The following is a 17,456-nucleotide window of genomic DNA, read 5'->3' as shown; positions in this document are numbered from 1 at the left end:
GAGCCACGCCCTGCGTGGCTTCGACCAAGGTGGCACCGCGCAGCCACGCAGGGCGTGGCTCTACGGCTGGGTCTAGCACCGCGCAGCCACGCAGGGCGTGGCTCTACGGCTGGGTCTAGCACCGCGCAGCCACGCAGGGCGTGGCTCTACGATCAGGCCGCAAAGATGTTCTTCGGTCCGTTCGCCGGCGGCACCGGCGGCGGGGTGCCGCGGGTGCGGTGCGCGAACATCTGCTTCCAGGCCGCGTACACCGCGCCGACGTAGAGCGGCATCGTCACGGTGATCATGCCCAGGTTCATCACGGCCATCCCGATGCCCGGTCCGGCGAAGAGCGTCGCGATGTTGGCCACGATGAAAAACAGGACGTTGATGCACACCGAGGCGATCAGGCCCAACAGCATGAACACGGCCATTGCGGTGAAATTCTCGATGCAGCCCTGCAGGCTCATGCGCAGCGCGTGCATGCCGCTCTGGCGATCAAACATGACCAGCGCCGGCTGGGTGAACATGGCCATGCTCAGCGCGACGAACACACCAAACGTCAGCGCCATCCACAGCAGGATGCGCTTGACCGGAACCGGGTCGAACACCGCCTGCATCTGCTCGCTGCTGGCGGGCGTATCGGCCAGTTGCAGTGCCTGCAGATCAAGCGTCGCCTGGGCAATGGACGCCAGCCCCTCTTTTCCAATCATGGCAAGCAGCAGGCTGCCGAGCAGGACGATGGCAGTGAAGTAGATCAGCAACGGCAGCAACAGGTGAAACACACGACGGTCGCGGATCGGCTGCAACAGGTGCGTGGGCAGCGCACGGTGCCCCTGGTCGATCTCGCTCACGGCCCACAACATGCCGCCGAACACGACCGGGCCGGTGGCCAGCCAGACCATCTGCACCGCCGTGCCGATCCAGCTGGGAAGCGCCTGCGAAAGGGCGAACATCAACGAACTGACCAGCATGCCGATGATGCCGAGCACGGCCAGCTGCAGGGGCGCGCGGCGGTACAGCGAAAAAGTGTCCAATAGCCACTGGGCACCCGCCGAGGCGGGCAGCTTGCGAATGTCTCTCATACCGGTCCGGAACAGGGGGAGTGGGGGCCGCAGGCCCCGTGCTTCCTCAATTATCCCTGTTTTGCGTGCGCGCCACCTGAAGATCCGGACGTTCAGTGACCGCGTTCAACATTGCGCGCCTGACGCACGAAACGGCGCAGCAGCTGCCGGGCCAGCGGAGCGGCGCTGACTCCCCGTGCCACGGTGCGGGCGCAGCCGCCATGGCTGCGGATGCACTCGGCGCGGGCGCGCACATAGCCGCGCATGTGGTGGGTGGCGAACTCGGGGTGAAACTGCACGCCCCAGGCCTGCTGGCCCCAGCGGAAGGCATGGCAGTTGTCCTGCGCCGAACGCGCCAGGATGGCGGCACCTTCCGGGGCCCGCAGCACGGTCTGCAGGTGGGTGGCGTGCGCAGGGAAGTGCGAGGGCAGGCCGGCAAACAGGGGGTCGTCGACTGCGGACGGGTCCAGCGCCAGCTCGATCGTGCCCGACTCGCGCCCGGCCGGGTTGTAGGCGACCTCGCCTCCCAGTGCGTGCGCCAGCAGCTGGTGTCCGTAGCAGATGCCGAACACCGGGCGGCCGTCGTGGGCGACGTCGCGCAGCCACTGCGCGCTGCGCTCGCTCCACTCGGCGCGGTCGGTGACGTAGGCGGCCGAGCCGGTGACGATCACCCCGGCAAAGCCGGCCGGATCGGGCAGCGCCTCGCCGTGCTCCACATCGACCACCACCGTCTCATCGGCTTCCAGCCCGGCCGCAACCCGGATCCAGTGCGGAAAGCGCCCGTACCGGCGCAGCGAGGCGACCGGTTGGCCGGTTTCAAGAATCAGGAAGGGCGCGTGGTTCATCCGGGGGAGGCAGCACAGACAGGACTTCCTCGATTGTAGTCAGCCCTGCCGCCACCTTTTCAAGCCCCGCGCGGCGCAGGGTTCGCAACCCTTCAGCACGGGCGGCACGACTGAAACCGGCCAGATCCATGTCGGCCCGGATCAGGCCGCGCAGCCGCGAACCCAATGGCAGCAACTCATACAGGCCGACCCGACCCAGGTAACCGGTGCGCCGGCAGTCGATGCAGCCAGCCGGCGCATATGGCGTGGGCGACTCTGGTAATGCTTCATCGGCATCAGCCAACACCGCCCATTGGGCCGCGCTGAGCGGTTTGGGCACCTTGCAATGCGGGCACAGGGTGCGCACCAAACGCTGGGCCAGGATGCCGTTCACGGTGGAGGCGATCAGGTAGTGGGGCACGCCCAGGTCGAGCAGGCGGGTGATTGCCGAAGGTGCATCGTTGGTGTGCAGGGTCGACAGCACCAGGTGACCGGTCAGCGAGGCCTGTACCGCCATCTGCGCGGTCTCCAGGTCGCGGATCTCGCCGATCATGATGATGTCCGGGTCCTGCCGCAGCAGGGTGCGCACGCCGGCCGCGAAGTCCAGGTCGATGTTGGTCTGCACCTGCATCTGGTTGAACTCCGGCGCGATCATTTCGATCGGGTCCTCCACCGTGCACACGTTCACGTCCGGGGTGGCCAGCCGCTTCAGGGTGGAATACAGGGTGGTGGTCTTGCCCGAACCGGTCGGCCCGGTGACCAGCACGATGCCGTGCGGGCGCTCCACCAGGGCGGTCCAACCGGCCGCTTCCTCGGGGCTGAAGCCCAGCTGGTCGATGCTCTTGAATGCCGCGTCCGGGTCGAAGATGCGCATCACGCACTTCTCGCCGAAGGCGGTGGGCATGGTCGACAGGCGCATTTCCACCTCGCGCCCGCCGGGCGAGCGGGTCTTGATGCGCCCGTCCTGCGGGCGGCGGCGCTCGGCCAGGTCCATGCGCCCGAGCACCTTGATCCGGCTGACCACGGCGGTCATCACCGCCGGTGGCACTTCGAACACCTTGTGCAACACGCCGTCGATGCGGAAGCGCATGCGCCCCATGTCGCGACGGGGTTCCAGGTGGATGTCCGAGGCGCGCTGTTCATAGGCGTACTGCAGCAGCCAGTCGACGATGTGGACGATGTGGTGGTCGTCGGCGTTGACGTCGCCGGCGCGGCCCAGCTCGACCAGCTGCTCGAAGCTGGGCAGGGTGCCACTGGGCTCGCCGCGGCTGTCGCTGCGCGCGCCGCGCACCGAGCGGGTGACCCCGTAGAACTCCATGGTGTAACGGTGAAGGTCCAGCGGGTTGACCGTGGTCAGCTCGATCTGGCGGCGGGTGAGGTGCTGCAGGTCGCGCAGCCACTCCTGCGCCAGCGGTTCGCTGGTGGCGACCAGCACCCGCTCGCTGTTCACCGCCAGCGGCAGGAAGCGGTGGCGCTTGGCGTAGGCATGGGAGACCAGCGCGGTCACCGCCGGCACATCTACCCGGGTCGGGTCGATTCGCAGGTATCGGGTCCCGGTGCGCTCGGCCAGCCATTCGGTCAGCCGCTCCAGACCCAGTTCGCCGCCATTGGCTCCGGCCAGCTTGAGGTTGGCCAGCAGCACCAGCGGGTGGACCTCGCTGGCGTTGCGGGCACCGTGGGCGGAGAAGCGGATCCGCTCCTGCTCCTGCGGCGCGACCAGCCCGTCGGCCACCAGCGCCGCCGCCACCTGGTCAAATCCCAACCGGCCCGGCGGCAACGGCACCCGCTCGGCGTGGGGTGCGGGCCCGGTCTGGCCGGCGGGAAGGGGCGGTACCGATGGGCGATGATCCATGATCGCTATACTAGCGCACCCCCTTTGCAGGCAAGAATCCGCCGCATGTCCGCCACGAAGACCGTTCCGATCACGTTCCAGGGCCTCATCCAGACCCTCAACCAGTACTGGGCGCAGCAGGGCTGCGTGCTGATCCAGCCGCTGGACCTGGAGGTCGGGGCCGGTACCTTCCACCCGGCCACCTTCCTGCGCTCGATCGGTCCGGAAAGCTGGAATGCCGCCTATGTGCAGCCTTCGCGCCGCCCCACCGACGGCCGCTACGGCGAAAATCCCAACCGCCTGCAGCGCTACTACCAGTACCAGGTGGCGATGAAGCCGAGCCCGGACAACATCCAGCAGCTGTACCTGGATTCGCTCAAGGCGCTGGGCATCGACCCGCTGGTGCATGACCTGCGCTTCGTCGAGGACAACTGGGAGTCGCCGACCCTCGGTGCCTGGGGCCTGGGCTGGGAAGTCTGGCTCAACGGCATGGAAGTGACCCAGTTCACCTACTTCCAGCAGGCCGGTGGCCTGGAATGCAAGCCGGTGCTGGGCGAAATCACCTACGGTCTGGAACGCCTCTGCATGTACCTGCAGAACTGCGACAACGTCTATGACCTGGTCTGGACCTACGGCCCGGACGGCACGCCCGTGACCTACGGCGACGTGTATCACCAGAACGAAGTCGAGCAGAGCACCTACAACTTCGAATACGCCAACGTGGAAGAACTGTTCCACCGTTTCGACGCGTGCGAGAAGGAAGCGCAGATGCTGGTCGAGGCCGGCCTGCCGCTGCCCGCCTATGAGCAGGTGTGCAAGGCCAGCCATTCGTTCAACCTGCTGGATGCGCGCCGTGCGATCAGCGTCACCGAGCGCCAGCGCTACATCCTGCGCGTGCGCGCGCTGGCCCAGGCGGTGGCCAAACTGTATGAAGCCAAGCGCCTCGAAGCGGTGGCGGCCAAGGAGGTGCAGGCATGAGCACGATGCAGCCGCTGCTGATTGAACTGGGTACCGAAGAACTGCCGGTGAAGGCGCTGCCGGGCCTGGCCCAGGCCTTCTTCGATGGCGTGATCGAAGGCCTGACCAAGCGCGGCGTGACCGTGGAGCGCGGCGACGCCAAGCCGCTGTCGACCCCGCGTCGTCTGGCCGTGCTGCTGCCCGGCGTGGCCGTGGAACAGCCGGAACAGCACGCCGAAGTGCTGGGCCCGTACCTCAACATCGCGCTGGACGCCGACGGCCAGCCGACCAAGGCACTGCAGGGCTTTGCCGCCAAGGCCGGAATCGAGTGGAGCGCGTTGGAGCGCACCACCGACGCCAAGGGCGAGCGCTTCGTGCACCGTTCGGTGACCCCGGGCGCGCGCACCGCGGCGCTGCTGCCGGAGATCCTGGCCGAAACGATTGCGGCCATGCCGATTCCCAAGCCGATGCGCTGGGGCAGCCATGCCTATGGCTTCGCCCGCCCGGTGCACTGGCTGGTGCTGCTGCACGGCAAGGACGTGGTCAGCGCCGAACTGCTGGGCCTGACGTCGGACCGCATGAGCCGCGGCCATCGCTTCATGCATGACAAGACCGTGTGGCTGAGCACGCCGGAAGACTACGTGAGCTCGCTGGAAGCGGCCTTCGTGCTGGTTGACGCCGACGTGCGCCGCGAGCGCATTGTCGCCGCCGCCCACGCTGAAGCCGCCAAGGCCGGCGGCCAGGCCCGGATCACCGACGACAACCTCGAGCAGGTGGTCAACCTGGTCGAATGGCCGGCCCCGGTGCTGTGCAGCTTCGAGCGCGAATTCCTGGCGGTGCCGCAGGAAGCGCTGATCGAAACCATGGAGATCAACCAGAAGTTCTTCCCGGTGCTGGATGCCAGCGGCAAGCTCACCGAGAAGTTCATCGGCATCGCCAACATCGAGTCCAAGGACGTCGCCGAAGTGGCCAAGGGCTACGAGCGCGTCATCCGTCCGCGCTTCTCCGACGCCAAGTTCTTCTTCGACGAAGACCTGAAGCAGGGCCTGGAATCGATGGGGGACGGCCTGAAGACCGTGACCTACCAGGCCAAGCTGGGCTCGGTGGCCGACAAGGTGCAGCGCGTGGTCGCACTGGCCGAGGTCATCGCGCCGCAGGTCGGCACCGATCCGGTGCTGGCCAAGCGCGCGGCGCTGCTGGCCAAGAACGACCTGCAGTCGCGCATGGTCAACGAATTCCCGGAACTGCAGGGCATCGCCGGCCGTCACTACGCCGTGGCCGGTGGCGAGTCGCCGGAGGTGGCGCTGGCCATCGACGAGGCCTACCAGCCGCGCTTCGGCGGCGACGATATCGCGCTGTCGCCGCTGGGCAAGGTGCTGGCCATCGCCGAGCGCCTGGATACCCTGGCCGGTGGCTTTGCCGCCGGGCTGAAGCCGACCGGCAACAAGGATCCGTTCGCGCTGCGTCGCAATGCACTGGGCCTGGCGCGGACGATCATCGAGTCCGGCTTTGACCTGGATCTGCGCGCGCTGCTGATGACCGCCTTCGGCCATCTGCCGGCCGCCGTGCAGCCCAGCGCCGAGCGCAAGACCGAAACGCTGCCGCAGGACGTGTACGACTTCATCCTCGACCGCCTGCGCGGCTACTACGCCGACAAGGGCGTGCCGGCCACGCATTTCAATGCCGTGGCCGAACTGAAGCCGGCGTCGCTGTACGACTTCGACCGCCGCATTGACGCCATCGGCACGTTTGCCGCGTTGCCGGAAGCCGAAGCGCTGGCGGCCGCCAACAAGCGCATCCGCAACATCCTCCGCAAGGCAGAAGGCGATATCCCCGGCATGGTCGATCCGTCGCTGCTGGCTGAGCCCGTTGAAAGCGAACTGGCCGAAGCTGTGGAAGCGGCCATTGACGACAGCAACGCCAGCCTGCACCAGAAGGATTACGTCAGCGTGCTGGCGCGTCTGGCACGCTTGCGCGCGCAGGTGGATGCGTTCTTCGACGGCGTGATGGTCAATGCGGAAGATCCCGCGCTGCGCGGCAACCGTCTGGCGCTGCTGAAGCGTCTGGGCGACCGCCTGGGCAGCGTGGCGGCGATCGAGCATCTGTCCAGCTGACGCGGAATGCAAACGCGCACCTGATCGACGCCCGGCACTGCCGGGCGTTTTTTTTGCGCGCGTCGTACACATCGATAAGAAATTGCATTCGAAACGGGCAGCACTTTGGGGAATATCCGATGGAATCGGCCCGCGCAATGCGAATGCGTCAGTGGCCGATACCTCCCCCCTTTGCGAACGCTTCCCCATGACGCTCCCTGCTATTGCGCTGAACAATGCTGCTCCGTCTTCGTCTTCCTCCCTGCCGACCAACGCAACAGCACAGGGAACAGAGGCCATTCCTACATTGAGCGATGTGGGAAATGTGCCGTTGGATTGGGCCGGGCTGACGCTCCAGGTACGCAAAGAGACGGTGGTAGACGCACTGCGACGCAGCAATGCCGGGGAAGCACCCGGCCTCATCGCCATGATCGAGAGAGCTTCGCCGGACAAGCTCGAGGCCGCCGTGGCTGCGGTCGAAGAGGCCCTGGTCGCACGCGGATTCGAGTTGACCGTGTTGAAGGACCTCATGCTCGGCATCACCAACACCACGCTGGACAAGATGCGCTGGGGCACGCTCGCGCGCCAGTTCCCGGGTGCAACAGGGGCCCTTGCGCTGATGCAGCTTGCGCGGGCGATGTACCAGGGCACCTGGGCAGATGTGGCGAAGGCGCTGACCACGGTCGGAATGACCGTGGTCACGCTGCCGCCGGACATGACCAGTCTGCGCAGCATCCCGTTGATCGATGCCATGGTCGCCAGCCTGCCGGAGGTGCTGCGCACCCAGCTGGAAGCACTGCACCAGTGGGTGCAGCAGAGCGACGACGCGCTCACGCCGGCGCTCGACCTGCGTCAGCTCGGTCCTGTGCTCGCGGTGGTGGCGCTGCTCTGGTACGTGCAGCAGCGGCTGCCATCGCCTTCAGGGCAGCTGAGCGGGCTGGGCCGGTTCATTGCTGATCTGCCGCGGAACTGGCAGCGGCTGGTCAGTCTGGACCGCATCGGGGCCGGCCTGTTCGCGCCGGTGAATACGTGCACTGAGCTGATGTCACTGCAGGATGCGCTGCCCTCCGTCCGCCCGAAACTGTCACCGGAAGAGAAAGCTAAGCTTGCCGCGCAGAAGTGGTGGGAAGACCGGAAGCACCTTCCGGACTTCAACGCCCCCGCTCCGGTCATCGACGCGCAAACATCTCCACTCCCTGCGGCTGCCGGCACACCCGAGCTGCCGTTCGAGGCCGCATCCGCTCCCGGCGCGCCGGTACGCGGTGGCGCGATCGCGCAGCCACCGCCTGCGCCGGACGATGTGGCCACGTCTGCCGGCGGCAGGTCGGTCACTTCCTGGTGGACCTGGCTCACGGCGGGCATCGGGTTCCTGCGCGGCTTCGACTTCCAGCAAGTCGCCCCGGATGAGGGCATTGAAATGACAAACATGGGCGTTCCGACGACGAGCCCCAGTGCCAGCACGCCGCTGGTCCCGACGGCGGCGAGTGGGGGGGCGGCGAGCACGGGCGTGCTGAGGCGCGGCCCGCTCAACAGCGCCAGCAAACTGATACTCGGCGGCACCGCGGCGTTCGGCACCCTTACGCTCGCAACCTGGGCGTACCTGCGGGGCAGTGGGCAGCCCGTTGCAGCGCCACCCACGCCCACCGATCTGGCCGCCGGCGCGATCGACGCGGTGGTTCAAGACCCGAACGGCATCTGGCATGCGGGCCTGGACGAGCTGCTCGGCCTGCAGGGGCTGAACACGGTCGAAGAAACCGCGCCCGTGCATCACCGGCGTGTCCGTCGTGCGCTGTTCGGTGCGGACGCCCCCCCCTCCGCGCCCACCCCGACGGACGTGCCTTCCGCCGCGACGCAGTTGGGGTTGGACAACGCACAGCTGGACGCCGTGCGCATGGATCAGCCGCTGCAGTCGCAGCTGCAGTCGATGCGACTGTGGGCCCAGGTCGTCGCGCAGGAGATGGGCCGCCTGCCCGACTGGGATTGGATCGCACGGCTTCCGGAAAGCGAGCAGACACTGGTGGCGCTGCAATGGCACACCCTGCGCGAGCTGAAACTGCAGATGGCACCATTGGAGCACAGCGCCGAGACGCTGCTGGGCCAGGCGCTGACGGCGGCGGGGTGGACGGGCGAGTGGAGTGACATCGAGGCGCAGCTGCCATCGCAACCGGTGGCCGGCGTCATTGCCGAAGACCGCCTGCCGTTGCTGCAGTACTGCCTGGTGCGGCGCGCCGCGTCCACCCCGAACGCCGTGCCCCTGCCGACCTTCACGCGCGCCGGCGTACCGCTGGACGCACCGACGCAGAAGCGCCTGCAGGACTTCGTCAACAGCGACGCCTGCCGTGGACTGGCCGCTGATGTCAGGCAACGCAGCGAGGCGTTGCGTCCGCTGCTGAACCGCGCGCTGCGCGCCCGTCTGGTCATCGACGGGATCAAGGCCAAGTCGCACCACCATGAGAACGGTGAGCTGCAGCGGCACGGCGCGGGGCTGCTGGTGAAGTTCCTGCAGGGCCAGCCGGGCGTGGAGCGTTCGGTGCTGACCTATGCGGACCGCCTGCCGAACGGCCGGACCGTCTCCCTCACGCTGCCCAACTACCTGGTGCTGCGCGCCACCGACGGTGACCCGCGCGTGCTGCTGTACCGGGCGGACCTGTCCGACGTGCAGTTCTTCAGCGACGACACATCGCTTCGCGCTTTCCTTGACGCCGACAGGATGCGCACGGGGGTCGTGAACAACAACGGCACAGCCAACACCCTCCTGGCCGCGGACATCGTCAATGCGGCCGACCCGACGCAGCGCGCCACTGTGGCCGAGCTGGTCAAGCGATGGACCGAGCGTTACTACCTGCACCAGCAACGGAAGGACGACCCGAACGGCTGGAACCCGAGCACCAGCTTCCAGCTGGACTTCACGCCCGTGGGGCCCATGAACAACGCGGAGCGATGGGCCGCCGCGCTGGTCTCGCACAGCGAAGGACTGGCCCGTCAGGCGCAGGCGCGCAACGCCCTGCGCTGGAACCCGCTGGGCATTGCCAAGGTGAAGGCCGACAGCGTCTACCAGCAGCAGCTGGCTTCGGTGGTGCAGAGCCTGTACGTGCACGCCCACCCCGAGGTGCTTCGCAACTTCGGTGGGGTACTGGCCAAACATGGCGTTGACGTACAGGCATCAGGTTTCGATCCGGATCAGCTGAAGCTGACCTGGAACGGTGTGACGATGAGCTTGACCGCCTGGGCCGCCCACGGCTGGCAGACGGACGGACTGCGCCGCCCGGCGTTGTCCAATGTGCAGCCGGACTTCCCGCCCGACCTCGGCCTGCCGCCCAACGTCCGCTACGAGGTGCCGGAATGGCCCAGTGCCAGCGAGCTGGACGCGATCAGGATCACCGCCTACCAGCCCGACGCGGACGGAAAGCCGGTCAAGAACGCGGCGTTGACCGCTGCGCTGGAAGACCACGATCTGCGCCGTGAGCTCTGCGGCTGGCTGGAGACCTACGCCAACGACAACCGCCTGGCCGAGACATACGTCCGCTACCTGCGTGGCATTCCGGGCAGCCGTGCCGGTGCCCAGTTGGGGAAGGCGCTGGGCGATCGCATCCGCACGGGTCTGGCCTGGATGGTGGCGGTGGCGGGCCAGGACGGCACGCTGAACCCGGACAGCCATCGCGGCCTGGTCCATGCCCTGGAGCGCCTGGACCCCGCCAACGGCCGGGCGTCCTCGCTGCATGTGGTGACGCTGGACGGCGTGCCCATCGACGGGCTTTGGGCCCTGCACGACGGTGACGAGTTCCGGATCTTCCTGTCGGGCGAAAACGGCAGCGACGACCGGGTGCTGGACGTGGCCGCGTTCAAGACCTGGCTGAGGGAATCCACCTCCTACGCCCGGTTCCCCAGACACGTGCTGTTCCGGTACCACAAGAAGCTGGCGCAGGCCTTCGCCAAGAAGGACACCCGGGACGGCATTCCGGTCGGCTTCCGTTCGACGGGCGGACCGGACGCGGCCGGCCGCACCCTGATCGAAGGACGCATTTCCGATGTGGAGGAGATCTCGCTGACGCCGCTCGAACAGATGGCCGAGGCGCTGCGTGTTGCCGGTTCGGTGAGCGCGGCGCTGGTGTGCAGCCTGGCCACCGGCGGGCTCGGAGCCGGCCTCTGTGCGGCGGCGTCGCTGGCGCTGGTGGCGGACGGCATCGTCCAGGCCATTGACCACTTCGAGCGCGGCGACCGCAATGACGGCATCGCATCGGTCGGCGGCAGCCTGCTTGATGCGGTGGACGCGCTGCAGATCGGCGCGATCGGCAAGCTGATGTTCCGGCTGGGCAGGGCCGCACTCCACAGACTTCAGGAGGCCGCTGCAGCGCTGAGCCAGTTCAAGGCGCAGGCGCGGGCCTTTGACGCAGGCGGCAGGGTAAACCAGGCCTTCGCCGTCTCCCCCGCCCAGATTGTCGATTCGCCGATGTTCCCGCAGGTGTTGCCGGGCGGCGCGACCGTGTACAAGCAGGGCGGACAGGACTACCTCAAGGTTGACGGTGCCTTCGTGCAGGCCGGCCAGGATGAAAACGGCATCCTGCGCCTGCGCGATCCGCACAACCCACGCGATGTCGGCCCGCCGGTGGAGTACCGCGATGGGCACTGGCGACGCATGGACGCCCTGCCGCCGCGCGCAGGCGGCACCACCCCGGTGCCCGTCGCGAAGCCGTCCTGGGTGGCCAACATCCCGGAAGCAGACGTGCTGTCGCCCGCCTCTCTCGAGATGCTGGAAGCCACCTTCGGTTTTGCGGCGCTGAGTGCGCGCCCCGGGGCCGACCTCCTCAACGTGGTCAGCCAGCTGGCGATGGAGGAGCGCATCCGGGCGATCATCAAAAACCCCTCGACCCTGGGCCTGCCAGGCGACGGAACCCTGGTCCCTCGGGCGTGGGCGGACAGCCGGCGCCTGGGCAACGGCCGGGCCGTGCAGACCTACGTCGATGACGACAACAACAACCAGATCTTCGGTCCGCGCATCGGGGCCGGGCCGGTGGGCGTGATGGTGCGTGTCGATGACCGCAGCGCGCTGCCGGGCGTGGAGGCGTTGGTGGATGCCAGCAACCTTGACACACTGCGCAGCAGTCTGGACCTGACGCCCGATGCTGGCCGCGACGAGATCGTGGCCACCGCGCGGAAAGAGCTGGCCGCCGTGATCACGGCCAACCCCAAGCAGAGTCTGCTCACCTGGCAGAACTGGAGGGCGGCGCGGCACGACCTGCCGGCGGCGGCAGACAATCTCGTGAAGCACTTCCGCGCGCTGACCAAGACCGAGGCCGAAGAGATCGTCGCCGGTCTTGGGCCGGATGTGACGCGGCAACTGGAACAGTGGAACTTCCCGCAGGAGGTCCAGACCGCCGTGGCCGACGCCCTCGCCAGCCGTTCGGAGCGGCAGCAGCGCGAGGCGGTGGTCAACGGCGCGTTCGGCACGCTGGGCGACGTACAGCAACTGGCCGCCCAGCTGCAGCCTGCGCTGCCAAACCGGCGCTTCTCCGTCCACGGTGAAGGCACGAATGGCATTGCCCTGGTGATCAAAGCCGACAAGCCGGGTGACCCCGAGGCCAAGGTTGTCTTCCCCGGCAACGGGGCGGCATCGGTCACCGACGCCGACGGAACGCCCTACGACAGCTGGCAGCAGGGGGTGTATCAGCAGGTAGGCGAGCAAGAGCGCCACGCCTTGCGCAGTCCCGCCGATCTTCGACAAGGGGTCCTGGAGCGTATGAAAGAGGCTCCGATCGGCTCGACCTGTCGGATCGGCAAGAAGGGCACCGGCAGGGGCAAGCGTAACGTGGCCGATTGCGGACCTTCGAACGGCGCGGAAGCGGCGCGAGGCGTTGAGGTCGCCAGGTCCGAGGTGGCGTTAAGTGAGCAACTCGGTGCACTGCTGGACCAGCGTCACGCTGAAGCCGATGCCGCGTACTTCGAGCTCAAGCAGCTGGAAATCGAGTACAAAGCGCTGTCAAAAAGAGAGATGGAATTCAAGCGCGGCAAGAATGGTGCGGTATTCAGCGCGCAGGACGCAGCGCGGCTGCGCGAACTGTCGCACAAGAATTTCAGGTCGCTCATCGGCCACGAGAGCATGAACTTCGCCACCTTCGAGCTGGAGGATGTCTGCTACAAGGGCACCGAAGTCAAGTGGCCTGCATGGTTCCCGTTGAAGGGAACCGCATTGAGCACCACCCCTCGCGACTGGATGGGGCCAGAGAAATTCATCCCTTACCCCGAGCCGATCCGTCGTGTCTTCGTCCCGGTAAAAGACGCGAATGGATTCCCGACGATGCGCGGGATGTTCCGGACCGACTACCCTGCCGGTGCCGACCTGCGCCCGGCACAGGGTGCGTTGAGCGAACCCGGCGAAGGCTCGGTGAAGATCACGTTCACTGACGAAGACCTGCAGGTGAAGCTGGACGAATGGAGCAGCGCCAAGCCGCTCAACGCACTGACCGACGCGGAAATCAAACGCGTCGAGGGCCGGCACATGTCGCCCGCATTGAAGAAGTACATGGGCGAAGCGCGCCTTCTTCCGACCAACGCCAAGGCACTGGTGCCCGGTGACTACCGCATGTACCAGATTCTGTCCTGCAGCGAGAGCAAGATCCTGGGCGGCGTGTTCAAGGCACTGGGGGAGGCGGAGCCGACGCTGGTTCCCCTGCTGTGGGGATCCAGCGCCGCGCGGATCGACAGGCTGACCGGGAAGCTGTTCATCTACTCGGATATGGACCCCTGCAACATCAGCTGCGACCCGCGCCTGACCGAGGTGATCGAGCGGTTGCCCGACATGAACATCCGGGTCTTCTACCGCTTCAAGGACCCGCTCGCACGGAAGGAGTGGATTACCAAGGGCAGGATCGAACGGTTGGTTGAAAAGAATCGCGCGGACTGGGAGCGGCTGTACGACAACCGGCCGAATCCGGTGCTGGGCGATGACCTCGATGCCTGGATGAAGGCCAAAGCGGTGGAGGAAATGAAGAAGCCCGACGTGGTCAACTGGCTGGAGCGCCACCTGCTGGAGCATCCGCTGGCATTGCCGGCCCCGCGGCTCTGGGAACCCAGTGTCGGGCTGTGAGGACCGTGCCAGCACACGCACGCGTGGGCGCGGTAGCCTGAGGACTGAACTGGAGGTGCTTGATGCGCATTGATACGACCAACCCCCTTCCGCCGCCGCCGGGTGCGCCGCAACCGGGCACCCCCGCAGCGCTGCTGGATGCAGCGCAGGAGGACGCGCTGCGTGCGCGGGAAGGTGCCTTCCTGTCCTTCGGCAGTGCACAGGATCCGCTGATCCGCGAGGCGATCCGTGACGAATGGGGCCGTGCACTGGCCCCCTACCTGGAGTACGGGACCCTCAGCGACGATGCTGCCGAGGGTCCCGTATACCGGCACGCCGACGCGCAGCTTCTGCTGCGCGAGGGCATGCGGGTGTTCGGCTTCCTGGACAACCAGGGATGCGGCGACTGCTACTACCTGTGCTGCAGGCAACAGCACGCGCTGATGTTCTTCACCCTGTGCATCGAATCAGGCAACGACACGGACGGGCCGTATGACATCTACGTGTCGGCGGCACAGGACTGGCACACCTTCCTCGCACACCTGCCACCTACGTGAACATGGTGTGATGCCGCGCCTTCGGGAACGGGCTTCGTTTTCAGCCCGTTCCCGTTATCCTGTGGGCATGCCGCCCATGAAATACGTCCTGACGCTTCTCCTCTTCACTTTCGCCGCCATCCCGGTGGCCCATGCGCGTGGGACCATCGAGAAGGTCGACATCAAGGGGCTGGACAAGGGCGACGACGCTGAGATGATCGAGAACATCGAGGTCTCGCTGTCGCTGTACGACACCATCGGCCAGGTGCAGGGCGAGTCGCGGCTGGAGTACCTGCTGTCGCAGGCCGAGCGCCAGACCCGGCAGGCGCTGGAGCCGTTCGGCTATTACAACCCGAAGATCACGGTGGAAAGTCCGCGTGAAGGCGACACCCTGCGCGTGGTGATCCATGTCGAGAAGGGCCCGCCCACCCTGGTGCGCCGCGAGCACATCGACATCACCGGTCCCGCGCAGCTGGATTCCTACCTGCAGGACGACCTGGAGAACTTCCGTCCGCGCAAGGGACAGCGCTTCGAGCACACCACGTACGAAGCCAGCAAGATCGTCATCACCCGCCGGCTGGCCGAACGCGGCTACTTCGATGCGGACTACACCGAGCGCCGGGTGGAGATCACCCGCGCCGAGAACGCCGCCGACATCGATCTCACCTGGGACAGCGGTCGTCGCTACAACATGGGTGAGATCCGCTTCAACCAGGACTACTTCGTCGACCGGCTGTTCGACCCGCTGGTGTACTGGGACACCGGCAGCTATTACCACGAAGGCAAGCTGGACCGCCTGCGTGAGTCGCTGACCAAGCTGGACTACTTCAGCACCATCGACATCCAGCCGCGCCCGGACCAGGCCGACGACAACGGCAACGTGCCGGTCGATGTGAACCTGACTCGTGCCAAGCGCACCATCTACACCGCCGGTGTCAGTTACGGCAGCGAGAGCGGAGCCGGTGTGCGCGGCGGCGTGGAGCGCCGCTTCCTCAACAGCCGCGGCCACAAGATGAACACCCAGCTGGACTACGCGCAGAAGCGCAAGAGTCTGGTGGTCAGCTATCGGGTGCCCGCGTTCCGCTGGCTGGATGGCTGGTATGGGCTGACCGCCAGCGCGTATGACGAGCAGACCGACTACATCGACCTGCGCAACTTCAAGCTGATCGGCAGCCGCAGCGGCCAGCTCAACGAGAACTGGACGCTGATCGCGTCGGTCAACGCACTGCGCGAGCGCTGGCGCTACGCCTCCGGGACCGAGTTCACCAACGCCATCTACAACACCTCGACCCTGGTGTATCCGCAGCTGGTCGCCGACTACGTCAACGTCGACGACAATCTGTTCCCACGCAAAGGGGTGAGCGGAAGTGCCACCGTGCGCGGCGGCGTGGAAGGCGCGGGCTCGGACACCAGCTTCGTGCAGGCCAATGTGCTGCTGCGCTGGTACATCCCGATTGGCGACAGCAACCGTCTGATCCTGCGCGGCGAAGGCGGCACCACCTGGACCAGCGACCTGGTGGCCATGCCGCCCAGCTTGCGCTTCTTCGCCGGTGGCGACCGCAGCATCCGCGGTTACGCCTTCCGCGAAGTGGGTCCGCGCACCCCGGAGCCGGACAAGTACGCGCTGGGCGCGAAGAACCTGGTGGTCGGCTCGGCCGAGTACGAGCATTACTTCAAGGGCGGCCCGTGGGGCGCGGCGGTGTTCGTGGATACCGGTAGTGCGTTCGACAACACCATCGACCTGCACACCGGCGTCGGCTTCGGCGTGCGCTGGAAGTCGCCGGTCGGCCCGGTGCGGGTGGACATCGCGCATGGTCTGAACAACCCGGATTCGCAGTTCCAGCTGTACCTGAACATCGGAGCGGACCTGTGAGCACGCCTACGCCCACGCCGCAGAACAAGATCGCCGCGCCGCGCGTGCGCTTCTATCGCAAGCGCCGCTTCTGGGCGTGGTCGGGCTTTACCGCGCTGGGACTGGGGCTGCTGTTCCTGCTGCTGCTGTACTGGCTGCTGCAGACCGTGGCCGGTCGCGATGTGCTGCTGGCACAGGTGATGGCACGCCTGCCGGTCGGGGCCACCCTGCAGTGGAGCAAGGTCGACGGACCGCTGGCCGGGCCCTTGGTCCTGCACGACCTGGATTTCCGTTACGACGATATCCACTTCACCGCCAAACGCGCCTACCTCGACCCCGACCTGCGCCCCTTGCTGGGCCGCAAGTTGCAGCTGGATGCGCTGCAGCTGACCGATGCCAGCTTGAACCTGGCCAAGAGCGACGAGCCGTTCGAGATGCCATCGTGGCCGGGTTCGCTGCCGCAGATTGAAATGCCGCTGGCGATCCAGGTCGACACCATCACCATCGACGGCTTCCGCATCACCCAGGCCGGCGAGCCGCTGATCGACATCGACAAGGTGCGCGGCGGGCTGGAAATGGCCAATGGCGAATTCCGCGCCAAGCAACTGGTGGTGGACAGCGACATGGGCGACTTCCGTGTCGACGGCCGCTACGTGCCGCGCAACGATTACTCCACCGACATCACCGTGAGCGCGTTGATGCCCGCTCCGCGTGGGCGCACGCCGGCGCGGTTGGGGCTGGTGGCACGCGGCAATCTGGCGCGCATGGAAGTGGCCGTGGCCGGCTACGCGCCCGAGCCACTGCAGGCCAGCCTGGTGTTCGAGGGGCGCGACGATCCGGTGTGGAAGGCCAGCGCGAAGAGCACCGCACTCGACCTTGCGCTGCTGGTACCGGGCATGGACGCGAGCACCAGCACGCCGCTGTCGCTGGACTTCCAGGCCAACGGCAAGGGCGGGCAGGCGCATCTGCAGGGTCGCGTGCAGCAGGGGGATCTGGTGGTGGAACTGGCCCCCTCCAACGTCGGCCTGGCCGACCAGGTGCTGACCGTGTCGCCGCTGGTGGTGAAAGGCTTTGGCGGACAGGCGCGGCTGCAGGGCAAGGCCGACTTCAGCGACCGCGAGAATGCCAGCCTGCGCTTCTCCATCGTGGCCAACGACCTGACCTACGTGCCGGCCGCCGACCCGGCCACCCCCGGCGCGGCCGCGCCGGTTCCGGTGGCCCGGAAGGAAGCGCGCCTGGGTCTGGCCGGCCCGCGGG

At 67.0% G+C, this 17,456-nt stretch carries 8 protein-coding genes and 1 pseudogene; 6 read left to right on the top strand and 3 right to left on the bottom strand.

Annotation, left to right across the window (positions count from 1 at the left end):
- Positions 1-152: 152 nt before the first annotated feature.
- The 3 genes from QMX83_RS13265 to QMX83_RS13255 form a co-directional block, all read right to left on the bottom strand.
- Positions 153-1,064 carry a BPSS1780 family membrane protein gene (locus tag QMX83_RS13265; RefSeq protein ID WP_282297110.1) on the bottom strand — a complete coding sequence of 304 codons (912 nt, stop codon included), beginning with the start codon at positions 1,062-1,064 and terminating at the stop codon, positions 153-155.
- A 92-nt stretch (positions 1,065-1,156) separates the two neighbouring features.
- Entirely contained in the window at positions 1,157-1,888 is a 732-nt protein-coding gene (locus tag QMX83_RS13260; RefSeq protein WP_282297109.1) for a glutamine amidotransferase, read from the bottom strand.
- On the bottom strand, positions 1,860-3,719 hold the full coding sequence (locus tag QMX83_RS13255) for a GspE/PulE family protein (protein ID WP_282297108.1): 1,860 nt from the start codon (positions 3,717-3,719) through the stop codon (positions 1,860-1,862). Before QMX83_RS13255 ends, QMX83_RS13260 begins: the two co-directional genes overlap by 29 nt.
- Positions 3,720-3,764: 45 nt before the next feature.
- On the opposite strand from QMX83_RS13255, the gene glyQ reads away from it, so the two are divergent.
- The 6 genes and pseudogenes from glyQ to QMX83_RS13225 all read left to right on the top strand — a co-directional run.
- Entirely contained in the window at positions 3,765-4,676 is a 912-nt protein-coding gene (glyQ, locus tag QMX83_RS13250) for a glycine--tRNA ligase subunit alpha (RefSeq protein ID WP_125359410.1), read from the top strand.
- Complete coding sequence (gene glyS / locus QMX83_RS13245; RefSeq protein ID WP_282297107.1) at positions 4,673-6,769, top strand: glycine--tRNA ligase subunit beta; 2,097 nt, start codon at positions 4,673-4,675, stop codon at positions 6,767-6,769. The genes glyQ and glyS overlap by 4 nt, the downstream gene beginning before the upstream one ends.
- A 406-nt stretch (positions 6,770-7,175) precedes the next feature.
- Positions 7,176-13,832 (top strand): hypothetical protein, encoded by a 6,657-nt coding sequence (locus QMX83_RS13240; RefSeq protein WP_282297105.1) that lies wholly within the window; start codon positions 7,176-7,178, stop codon positions 13,830-13,832.
- Between the two features lie 62 nt (positions 13,833-13,894).
- A complete protein-coding gene (locus tag QMX83_RS13235; protein ID WP_282297102.1) occupies positions 13,895-14,368 on the top strand; it encodes a hypothetical protein in 474 nt (157 codons plus the stop codon).
- 67 nt (positions 14,369-14,435) lie between these two features.
- On the top strand, positions 14,436-16,220 hold the full coding sequence (locus QMX83_RS13230; RefSeq protein WP_282297100.1) for an autotransporter assembly complex family protein: 1,785 nt from the start codon (positions 14,436-14,438) through the stop codon (positions 16,218-16,220).
- Positions 16,217-17,456 (top strand): annotated as a pseudogene (locus tag QMX83_RS13225) (translocation/assembly module TamB); the annotation flags it as partial. The gene QMX83_RS13230 and the pseudogene QMX83_RS13225, both read left to right, overlap by 4 nt.

Origin of the sequence: Stenotrophomonas sp. PS02289 (assembly GCF_029960115.1) — a bacterium.
Taxonomy (GTDB): Bacteria; Pseudomonadota; Gammaproteobacteria; order Xanthomonadales; family Xanthomonadaceae; genus Stenotrophomonas.
This window is presented reverse-complemented; position numbering and strand designations above follow the sequence as displayed.

Excerpts from the sequence above, each read along its gene's own strand:
- QMX83_RS13265 (WP_282297110.1), bottom strand. The coding sequence starts at position 1,064 with ATGAGAGACATTCGCAAGCTGCCCGCCTCGGCGGGTGCCCAGTGGCTA.
- QMX83_RS13260 (WP_282297109.1), bottom strand. The coding sequence starts at position 1,888 with ATGAACCACGCGCCCTTCCTGATTCTTGAAACCGGCCAACCGGTCGCC.
- QMX83_RS13255 (WP_282297108.1), bottom strand. The coding sequence starts at position 3,719 with ATGGATCATCGCCCATCGGTACCGCCCCTTCCCGCCGGCCAGACCGGG.
- glyQ (WP_125359410.1), top strand. The coding sequence starts at position 3,765 with ATGTCCGCCACGAAGACCGTTCCGATCACGTTCCAGGGCCTCATCCAG.
- glyS (WP_282297107.1), top strand. The coding sequence starts at position 4,673 with ATGAGCACGATGCAGCCGCTGCTGATTGAACTGGGTACCGAAGAACTG.
- QMX83_RS13240 (WP_282297105.1), top strand. The coding sequence starts at position 7,176 with ATGATCGAGAGAGCTTCGCCGGACAAGCTCGAGGCCGCCGTGGCTGCG.
- QMX83_RS13235 (WP_282297102.1), top strand. The coding sequence starts at position 13,895 with ATGCGCATTGATACGACCAACCCCCTTCCGCCGCCGCCGGGTGCGCCG.
- QMX83_RS13230 (WP_282297100.1), top strand. The coding sequence starts at position 14,436 with ATGCCGCCCATGAAATACGTCCTGACGCTTCTCCTCTTCACTTTCGCC.